Origin of the sequence: Burkholderia sp. E168m23 (assembly GCF_016586125.1) — a bacterium.
Classification (GTDB): domain Bacteria; phylum Pseudomonadota; class Gammaproteobacteria; order Burkholderiales; family Burkholderiaceae; genus Burkholderia; species Burkholderia orbicola.
Genome location: NZ_BCPP01000657.1, coordinates 1 through 4161 on the forward strand (window position 1 = coordinate 1; position 4161 = coordinate 4161).

A 4161-nucleotide genomic window follows, 5' to 3' on the forward strand; every position below is an offset into this window, starting at 1 on the left:
CGGGACCGAAATTCGAATCGTCGTACATGTCGATCGTGATATCGACGACCTTCTTGCCGGCCGGTTCGTTGGGCTGCTCGCCCTGCAGACCGAAATGGGACAGCCAGCGCAGCGCGGCTTCGCCGGCCAGTTCATGCTGACCGGCTTCGACCAGGCGGCGCGCGTCGGCCTGGGCGGACGCCACGCACTCGGCCGGCTGCGGCGGCGTGCCCTCCGGCGTCTGCATCAGCAGTTGGCGCCCGAGGTTGTAGTCGACGAGACGCGCATACGCGCGTGCGAGCCGCTGCGGCGTCGTGTGCACCGGAATGCCGTTCGCGTGCAGCGCATCGCGCGTCGCCGCGTCGACCGCGCCGAAGAAACACGCGAGGATGCCGCGATGCGCGTACTGCCGCGAGTCGATCAGCGTGCGCGCGACCGAATCGGCCGGCGCGCTGTGCGAAGTGGAATGGACGACGAACAGCGTACCCGTCTGCGGAAACGGGGCGAGCGCCTTGATCGCCGCCGCAAAGTGCTCGGGGTGTGCATCGTCGCCCAGCGTGAGCGGATTGCCGGGCGCCGCGAGATGCGGCAGCGCGGCCGCGACGGCCGACGTTGCGGCAGGCGACCAGTCGGTCAGCACGTCACGCACCTCGGCCACCGCATCGACCGCGAGTTTCGCCACGCCCGCGTCGCTCGTCACGAGCGTCGCCGCCCCTCGCGCGGTGACGCGGCCGACGCCGAGCGTCTCGATTTCGTCGAGCAGATCGTCGAGCGCATCGACGCGCACCATGCCCGCGCGCTGGAATGCCGCCGTGTAGAGCGCGTCGCCGGGATCGGCACGGCCGGTGCGCAGCGCGAGCACCGGCTTGTTGCGTGCCGCCGCGCGCGCCGCCGACATGAACTTGCGCGCCGCGCGCACGGTATCGAGCTCGAGCAGGATCGCGCGTGTGCCGGGATCGCTCGCCAGATAGTCGAGGACATCGCCCGCATCGACATCGGATTCGCTGCCGAGCGCGACGACGTGCGAAAAGCCGAGGCCCCGCGCATCGGCCCAGCCCAGCACCGCGTTCGTCAACGCATTCGATTGCGACACCCACGCGACGCCGCCCGATCGTGCCGTGTAGGCAGGCGCGCCGAAATGCGCATGCCGCGCGGGCGACAACACGCCCAGGCTGCCGGGCCCGACGATACGGAGCACGAACGGCTTCGCCGCCTTCAGCATGCGATCGACCGCAGCGCGATCGGCGTCGGTGCGCGCCTCGCCGACGATCACCGCGACGCGCGCACCCAGCTCACCGAGCTTGCGCACGATGCCGGCCCAGGTCGCGGGCGGCGTGCAGATCACGGCAACCGACGGCGGCGCGGGCAACCGGTCGACGTCGGAAACGACCGCATGCCCGTCCAGCTCGCGATATTTCGGATTCACGGGCCACACGGGCCCCTGGAACGCGCCGTCGAGCACGCGCGACCACACCATCGCGCCGATACTGCCCGCGCGCGACGACGCGCCGACGACCGCAACGGACTTGGGCTGGAACAACGCATCGAGATGGCGAACGGTCACATCGGCTCCCTGCGGTGACGAAAGACGACACGATCGGCTTGCGGCCGGCGGGCCGCGCGCCAATCGACGCGAACCCCAAGCATAGGCGAAGCGCCTGCGACTGCCTATATGCCGAATGGCCGACTATTCGACGGACGTCAACGCTCGCACCATGGACTGCAACACACGCGGCCCCGCATCACGGCGCCGCACGCACGATGCACGCAATGCGGCACGACGCTGCAGCCGCTTTCTCAAAGGTGAGGATTTACAGGAGCCATGGTGAGTATCTTCGGGAATCGCACGACACACCGCGCCAACACGCGAAAGGTGATGAAAATCGGCACCATGCATGCACCGCGAAAATCGCGAATGCCAATGCGTGTGCGTTACGTCATTACACGCTTGTTTACGGAAATTCCCCGCAATATGCGGCCGGATCGCAGCGAATTCGCAAAACAGGAGCCGTTAATTGCGCGACATTGCACTTCAATTCGGCGGGGAAAATCGCATGGCGGCCGCACCAAAACAAAACGGTGCGAAGGCCGGAAGGCCGTTCGCACCGTCAGTCGGTACACGAAAGGTGAGGATTTTCGGGAGTCAGTCCTTGATCAGGAAACGTCCGCGATTCTTGCCGAGCCATGCCGGCGCGCGCCCGCGGCCACTCCACGTTTCGCCCGTCTTCGGGTTCAGGTACTTCGGCGGCAACGTGCGCTTCGGCTTCGCGGTGGCAGCAGCAGTACTCGATCCTGCGGGGCGAAAACCGAGCTCTTCCGGCGTAATGTCGTATTCGTCGATTTTCGCGCGGATATGCGCAATCGCGTCGGCAATCGCCTTTTCGCGTTCCTTGTCGATCTTTTGCTGAAGCCGTTCGAGCTGCGCGCTCAGTTGCCTGTAGGTCGCCATATGGATGGGACTCCGTGAGTGTTATTCGTGAAAAACAAGTGACTCAAAGCAAACAGAAAAGCGCTTCGCCCGATCGTGGTCTCCTCAACCGGTCAGGTCGGGATCAATAACCGCTCTTCTTCTTGCATGCGAAGAGAAGATTTCGCACGGCGTCATCCGTCGATTGCTGGATCACGTCGAAATCGCCGTTGCACATGGCCCGGGCATTGTCCGTGCAATTGCTCCAGTCGTTGCCGGTGCATTGCACCTGGGTGGTCGGGCGCCCGTCCGAAGTGAACAGCGGAGCACCGCCGCCGCACCCGCCGAGCCCTGCAACCAGAGCCAACATCACGGCCACCCGAGGCCACCGACAAACCGACGCAAGCATGTGTTTCATTGTGGTTCCCGTCAACCTTTTTTTGAATGTGGCGAGTATGCCATGGGCGGCCCTTCGACCGTCAGTCCGGCGTGCGGTCGGGTTGCCCGCGCGCCTTGTACGGCAAGCGCTTGCGCGGATCTTCGGTGATGCGAACGAAAACCTGCTCCACGTCCGGAAGCGCCTCGAATTCGCGTTGCAACGCCTGGCGATCGAGCGTCGTATCCGCGCATCCCTCGACGTAGATGAAACGTCGCTGCACGGTGATCCACAGGCTCGTGCCGCGCAGATGATCGGAGCCCGCGAAGTGTGCCTTCGCCGCATCGGCGATCGACGCGTCATACATATAGGAGTTCGGCTTCGTGCAGCGATGCGCGAGCCAGCAGGTCGTGCCGCGTTCGGCGCGGTAGTGCGCATCGTCAGTCATCTCGGCGCGCGTCATCCACGGGCCGAGCGGCAACGGGCATTCGGCCACGTCCTGCGACAGCGCGACGAACGGATCGTTGTACCAGTTGCGCCGCGCGTCTGGAGCGTCGGGCCCGTCGATGTTGCTGGCCTGCGCGAGTGCGGCGCTCGCCAGCACCATGGTCAGCCATCCTGCGATGCCGATTCGCTTCATCGTGATCTCCTGTTCGATGCATTACATCGGGAAGCACCGGCCTCGCCGATCGGCCTACCGGTCGATGCCCAGCGCCGCCAGTTTCTTGTACAGCGTCGCGCGGCCGATGCCGATACGCGCAGCCGCGTCGACGACCTTGCCGTCACAGGCCGCGAGCGCATCGGTCAGGAACTGGCGCTCCCACGCCGCCAGTGCATCGGCATACGAGACGGCCGGCGCACCGGATGCCGTCGGGGCATCGCCCGCGCGCTGCTCGGCCGGCACCGCGCCAACCCGCTGCGCCGGCGCAGCGCCGTCCGGCGAAATGCGCACCGGCCCGAGAAACGGCGCGAGCGCGCGCGCATCGATCACCGAGCGATCCGACAGCATCAGCGCGCGCTCGAGCGTATTGCGCAACTCGCGCACGTTGCCGGGCCACGGATACGCGCACAGCATCCGCAACGCATCGTCGGTCAGTTCGCAGTGTGCGGCGCGCCCGTGCTGCGCGGCCAGCTCCTCGAGCGTCGCGTAGACGAGCGCCGCGATGTCGGAAGCGCGTTCGCGCAGCGGCGGCGCATGGATCGTCAGCACGTTCAGCCGGTAATAGAGATCCGCGCGAAAACGCCCAGCCGCCACCAGCGCCGGCAGGTCGGCCGACGTGGCGGCGATGATGCGCACGTCCGCGCGCACGATCCGGTTCGAACCGACCGGCTCGAACTCCTTGTCCTGCAGCACGCGCAGCAGCTTGCCCTGCAACGGCAGCGGCATGTCGCCGATCTC

5 protein-coding genes are annotated in these 4161 nt (G+C 66.4%); all 5 read right to left on the reverse strand.

Annotated elements, in window-relative coordinates; all coding sequences use genetic code 11:
- A partial coding sequence (locus JMF90_RS26825) for a CoA-binding protein (protein WP_201325640.1) occupies positions 1 to 1543 on the reverse strand: 1543 nt, incomplete at its 3' end.
- A gap of 579 nt (positions 1544 to 2122) precedes the next feature.
- On the reverse strand, positions 2123 to 2428 hold the full coding sequence (locus JMF90_RS26830; protein ID WP_011548903.1) for an H-NS family nucleoid-associated regulatory protein: 306 nt from the start codon (positions 2426 to 2428) through the stop codon (positions 2123 to 2125).
- Positions 2429 to 2531: 103 nt separating this feature from the next.
- Positions 2532 to 2804, reverse strand: coding sequence for a hypothetical protein (locus JMF90_RS26835; RefSeq protein WP_011548902.1), 273 nt, complete (start codon positions 2802 to 2804; stop codon positions 2532 to 2534).
- A gap of 61 nt (positions 2805 to 2865) precedes the next feature.
- Entirely contained in the window at positions 2866 to 3402 is a 537-nt protein-coding gene (locus tag JMF90_RS26840) for a BON domain-containing protein (RefSeq protein ID WP_011548901.1), read from the reverse strand.
- A 54-nt stretch (positions 3403 to 3456) separates the two neighbouring features.
- Positions 3457 to 4161 (reverse strand): sigma 54-interacting transcriptional regulator (locus tag JMF90_RS26845; protein WP_201325641.1); only part of this gene is annotated, 705 nt, incomplete at its 5' end.